The organism is Streptomyces sp. NPDC002785, from assembly GCF_040295565.1.
Lineage (GTDB): Bacteria > Actinomycetota > Actinomycetes > Streptomycetales > Streptomycetaceae > Streptomyces.
The window spans coordinates 1-3,174 of the sequence record NZ_JBEOVN010000368.1 but is presented as its reverse complement, the minus strand read 5'-3'; the positions used below and the strand labels follow the sequence as shown (position 1 = coordinate 3,174).

Below are 3,174 nucleotides of genomic sequence, written 5' to 3'. Positions count from 1 at the left end.
CACCACGTGATCATTCCGGGGCCGTCGCCATGCCCGGAAGGCAGATCACGACCGTCACGCATCACGCATGATCAGCCACCCGACAGGCTCTCAGCGCTTCGGTGGCCCGGGTGGCCGGCGCGGTCGTCGTGGTCGGCTCCGGGGCCGGGCTGTGGCTGGCGCGGAGCAGCGACTCCGCCTGATGCGGCCTGCCCAGGTCGTCGACGGTGCGACACGACAACGAGCCGGCGGAGGTGGCTGTCTGCCGACGTACTGTCACGAAGCACGCCAGCCGCTCCAGCGCAGGACCGCGACCTCGACCACCGGTCCGTCGGGGGGCCGGTCGGCGTACTGCGGGTACTTCGCCGTGAGCAGGCTGATGCAGCGGGCCGCCTCGGCCGACCGGTCCGGCGGCGGGAGCACACGGGCTTCGCCATCGGCCCTGACCCACCACAGGCGGTCCCAGTCGTCCTCGTAGTGGTCGGCCAGCAGGCAGACCGACGGGTTGGCGGCGATGTTGGCCAGGCGTTTCAGCCGCGTCGTCCGCTTCGGCTTGTGGTCCACGGCCAGCACCACCGCATCGCCGTCCAGGGCGAACACCACCGGCACCAGGTGCGGGCGGGCAGCCATGTCGGCCGTCGCAAGGCGGGCGATGCGCGCCGCGGCGAATCTCTCCCGTGCCTCAGCACTTGTCAGGGCGGGCATCGCACCCCTTTCCAGCAGTTTCGGCGGCTACGGAATTCCCGGATCGATCACCGGTCCCGCATTCCTGGGACAGAGCCGCTCCACCTCCGCACTCACAACTCGCTCGTGTCCAGGTCCAGATCGAACGGTCCCGGAAGACGCGGCACGGCCCCGAACGGGCGCGGCCCGTCCACCCGCGTGTACCCCAGCCCTCCTGGCTCGGCAAACAGAGTGACGCTCCGTTCCACCCGGTCGACCAGCAGATACAGCGGCGCCCCGTACTCGGCATACCGTCGTCGCTTCACCACCCGGTCCGTCTCCGCGTTGGACTCACTGGTCGCCTCGACCACGAGCAACGTCTGATCGGGCAGCAACGCACCCGCGCCCTTCGCGTCCGCGGCCGGTACGACAGCGATGTCCGGTGCGTACCAGTTCGACGAACCGGGCAGATCCAGGTCCCCCGAGCCGGTGACGCACCCCAGTTCGCGGGCGCGCGGCTTGATCTGGTCACGGATCGCCTCGGCCGTGGCCTCGTGGTCCCAGGTGGGCGACACGGGCTCGATGATCCCTTCGACGATCTGGGCACGATCGCCCCGGATGTTCCGGACGGCGTACTTCAGAGCACGTTCGGGGTCGATGCCTCGGCTGTAGTCGGCAGGCTCGGCGGTCATGTGCCCAGCGTGCCCCATTTTCGATCGCCACGACAAGCAGAACGGGCTGGTGGCGGCGGTCACCGCGATCAGTACAGCAGGTCCAGTTCGGCGCGGACCGTCTTCCCCGGCGCTACGCGGTCCAGCACCGCCCACCGGTCGGCCAGCGCCTCCACCAGGATCAGCCCGTGCCCGCAGTCGGAACCGGGCGGCGGCGGCACAAGCTCCCCCGGCCCCGGTGGGCGCCGCTCGCCCCGCGTATCGCTGACCTCGATCCGCAGGACGCCGAGCGCGTCCGTATCGCCCGGCGCGTGGGTGAGCCGCAACTCGAAGTCGCGGCCCGGCACCCGGCCGTGCGTTGTCGCGTTCGTGGCCAGCTCGGCAACGATCAACGCCGCCTCCTCCGATGCGTCACTGCGGTACGGGATGCCCCAGTCGTGCAGCACGTGCAGTGCCAGATGACGGGCAAGCCTCGCTCCTCGCGGCGTCGAGCTGAAGCGTTGCGCGAACACACTTACGGTGACCGGCGGTTGAGGGGTGGAGAGTGCTTCCATGCGCCCACCGTGATGGCCGGAACGCCCATCGGACCAGCTCAGCAACTCGTACGCTGAGTCAGCGTACGGGTGCGGAGTGTGGACGGTACGCGTAACGGTCCGTGACCATGGGTGAGTTGCGAACCGGGGCAGGCACAGGGCACGGGAGGTGGCCGGACATGACGGACGGCGTCGGCGGAACGGGTGGAGCGACGGGCGCGAACGGGGAGCCAGAGCCCTCGGACAGCCTGAAGGCGTTCGGGGAGGTCGTCAAGGTCTTCCGCAAGCGGGCACTGCTGACGCAGGAGCAGTTCGCGCCGAAGGTGCGGTACTCGGTGCCGACGGTCGCCTCGATCGAGCAAGGGAGACGGTTTCCGCCACTCGCTTTCGTGGAGCGGGCGGAGGATGTGCTGGACGCGTTCGGGGTCATCAAAGCTGCGGCGAAGCATCTGTCACCGCGGCCGGGGTTGGCCAGTTGGTTCCGGCAGTGGGCGCAGCTGGAGGCGGAGGCGCTGAGTCTGTACACGTACGAATGCCGCTTGATTCCAGGGCTGTTACAGACGGAGGCATACGCGCGAACACTGTTCGTGAATCAGCTTCCGCCGCTCGGAGACGAGCAGATCGAGGCACAACTCACGGCTCGACTCGACCGACAACGCCTGCTGACGGAACGGCCCAACACCGCGTACAGCTTCATCCTCGAAGAGCACCTGTTCCTGCGGCGAACGGGCGGTGCAGAGGTCACAAGGAACCTCATCGATCACGTTCTCCGGCTGGTCCAGCTCCGGAACATCGAGGTCCAGATCATGCCGCAGGTTCGGGAGAGTCACGCCGGGCTGGACGGCCCTATGCGGCTGCTGGAGACGCCCGACCACAAGTGGTTCGGTTACGGCGAGGGTCAAGAGAGTGGTCACTTCCACGCCGATCCAGCAGTGGTCAGCACGCTCCAGATGCGGTATGCCAGGATGCGTTCACAGGCTCACTCCCTCGAATACTCCGCGAGCCTGTTGCAGCAGATGCGAGGAGCGGTATGAGCACGACAGACCTGGCCTGGTTCAAGAGCAGCTACAGCGGCGGTTCCGGCGACGACTGCGTGGAGGTAGCCCTGTCCTGGCACAAGTCCACCTACAGCAGCGGTTCCGGAGACGACTGCGTAGAAGTAGCCACCTGCCCCACCACCGTCCACGTCCGGGACTCCAAGGTCGAGGAGGGCCCCCAGCTGGCCCTCTCCCCCGCCGCCTGGACCGGCTTCGTCGCGTACGCCGTGAACGGCTGACCGGACGGGAAACCGGCACGACACCGCGCCGCGCACCGGATCAACTCCGGGG

Annotated in this window: 5 protein-coding genes; 2 read left to right on the top strand and 3 right to left on the bottom strand. The window is 68.3% G+C overall.

Annotation, left to right across the window (positions count from 1 at the left end; all coding sequences use genetic code 11):
• Positions 1–255: 255 nt before the first annotated feature.
• From ABTZ94_RS37020 to ABTZ94_RS37010, 3 genes are all read right to left on the bottom strand, one after another.
• Complete coding sequence (locus tag ABTZ94_RS37020; RefSeq protein ID WP_351207777.1) at positions 256–684, bottom strand: TIGR03668 family PPOX class F420-dependent oxidoreductase; 429 nt, start codon at positions 682–684, stop codon at positions 256–258.
• A 92-nt stretch (positions 685–776) separates the two neighbouring features.
• A complete protein-coding gene (locus ABTZ94_RS37015; protein WP_351207775.1) occupies positions 777–1,334 on the bottom strand; it encodes a Uma2 family endonuclease in 558 nt (185 codons plus the stop codon).
• A gap of 68 nt (positions 1,335–1,402) precedes the next feature.
• Positions 1,403–1,867 (bottom strand): ATP-binding protein, encoded by a 465-nt coding sequence (locus ABTZ94_RS37010; protein ID WP_351207773.1) that lies wholly within the window; start codon positions 1,865–1,867, stop codon positions 1,403–1,405.
• A gap of 158 nt (positions 1,868–2,025) precedes the next feature.
• On the opposite strand from ABTZ94_RS37010, the gene ABTZ94_RS37005 reads away from it, so the two are divergent.
• Together ABTZ94_RS37005 and ABTZ94_RS37000 are read left to right on the top strand one after the other, a co-directional pair.
• On the top strand, positions 2,026–2,880 hold the full coding sequence (locus tag ABTZ94_RS37005) for a helix-turn-helix domain-containing protein (protein WP_351207771.1): 855 nt from the start codon (positions 2,026–2,028) through the stop codon (positions 2,878–2,880).
• Positions 2,877–3,122: a DUF397 domain-containing protein gene (locus tag ABTZ94_RS37000; protein ID WP_351207769.1), complete on the top strand. Its 246-nt coding sequence runs from the start codon at positions 2,877–2,879 to the stop codon at positions 3,120–3,122. The genes ABTZ94_RS37005 and ABTZ94_RS37000 overlap by 4 nt, the downstream gene beginning before the upstream one ends.
• The last annotated feature ends 52 nt before the right edge of the window (positions 3,123–3,174 follow it).

Bases quoted from the DNA above. Each gene is read 5' to 3' on its own strand.
- ABTZ94_RS37020 (WP_351207777.1), bottom strand. From the start codon at position 684: ATGCCCGCCCTGACAAGTGCTGAGGCACGGGAGAGATTCGCCGCGGCG.
- ABTZ94_RS37015 (WP_351207775.1), bottom strand. From the start codon at position 1,334: ATGACCGCCGAGCCTGCCGACTACAGCCGAGGCATCGACCCCGAACGT.
- ABTZ94_RS37010 (WP_351207773.1), bottom strand. From the start codon at position 1,867: ATGGAAGCACTCTCCACCCCTCAACCGCCGGTCACCGTAAGTGTGTTC.
- ABTZ94_RS37005 (WP_351207771.1), top strand. From the start codon at position 2,026: ATGACGGACGGCGTCGGCGGAACGGGTGGAGCGACGGGCGCGAACGGG.
- ABTZ94_RS37000 (WP_351207769.1), top strand. From the start codon at position 2,877: ATGAGCACGACAGACCTGGCCTGGTTCAAGAGCAGCTACAGCGGCGGT.